Raw genomic sequence first — 1,105 nt, 5'->3', positions numbered from 1 at the left:
CGCCCGTCGGCCGCGGCCTGCCGGAACTCCTTCTTCTCATAACTCATCGCCTCCCGGATGGACCGGTCGACGTTGTCGAAGCAGACCCGGGTGGGGGACTTGTCGTCCGGTCCGATGATCCGGTCGAGGGCCTCCTGGTAGTCGCCGGCGTCGTCGGCCTTCCGGGCCTCCTCGTGACGCTTCTGCCACTCGAGCATGCTGCTCCTCGCGGTCTCCACCGGCTTGTCGACCTCCGGGTCGCCGGCGGTCCAGGCGGCCGCGTCCAGGGTCCGCGACAGATCCGTCATCGACTCCTCGAAGGCCACCTCGAACTTGTCGCGGAACTCGCCGTCCGATGTCTTCACGCTCTCCGCGCCCCGGTTCACCAGCGTCAGGTTCTCCGCGCCGCGCGCCTGGAGGGAGGCGGTACGGGCGTCGTTCAGCAGGCTCAGGGACTTCACGCCGTGCTGGTAGGAGTCGTCGAGCCCCGTCCGGGCGAGGGTGTGCCCGGCCAGCAGCCACAGCAGCACCACGGTGACGGCGGAGGTCGCCGCCAGCAGGCCGGGGCTCAGCACCCGGTTGGTGCGGCGGTACTCGCGGCGCTGCGCCCAGCCGAGGGCGGCGAGCGCGGCGACACCGAGGACCAGGGCGAACCACGGGTAGGGCGTGGCGTCGGCGTAGTCCTCGCGCAGGCGGCGGTCCTCCTGGAGGTAGACGTCCTCGGCGGCGGGGAGCATCTCCTCCCGCATCAGCTCGTCCGCGTACCGCAGGTAGGCCCCGGCCAGCGGGTAGCCCATCCGGTTGTTGGCGCGGGCCCGCTCCACCAGCCCCTTGTAGCGGGGCAGCAGTTCGTTGAGGTGCGCGACGGTGCGGCCGGAGGCGGAGTCCGGGTCGGAGCTGGCGGCGGCGGTGGCCAGGCCGTTGGCCGCGGTGCGGATGTCCTCCTCGTACCGCTTGCGGCTGTCCGGGGTCTCGTTGCCGCCGGCCAGCAGACCGCTGGAGGCCGCGGTGTTGGCGCCGGCCAGCGCGCGGTACACGTCGGCGGCGGCCGAGCTGAGCGGGCCGCTGTGGTGCAGCACGTCGTCGGCGGCGGAACTGCGGGCCGACGCCTGCCAGGTGGTCACGG

The 1,105-nt window shown here is 72.9% G+C and carries 1 protein-coding gene; it reads right to left on the bottom strand.

The genetic code is table 11. From position 1 onward, the window contains the following. On the bottom strand, positions 1-1,105 hold a 1,105-nt coding region (locus tag HW445_RS32080; protein WP_180224267.1), incomplete at both ends, for a hypothetical protein.

Source organism: Streptomyces sp. UH6, from assembly GCF_013421635.1.
Classification (GTDB): Bacteria; Actinomycetota; Actinomycetes; order Streptomycetales; family Streptomycetaceae; genus Streptomyces; species Streptomyces abyssomicinicus.
Note: the sequence above shows the minus strand (reverse complement) of the source record. Positions and strands in the feature narration are given on the sequence as shown.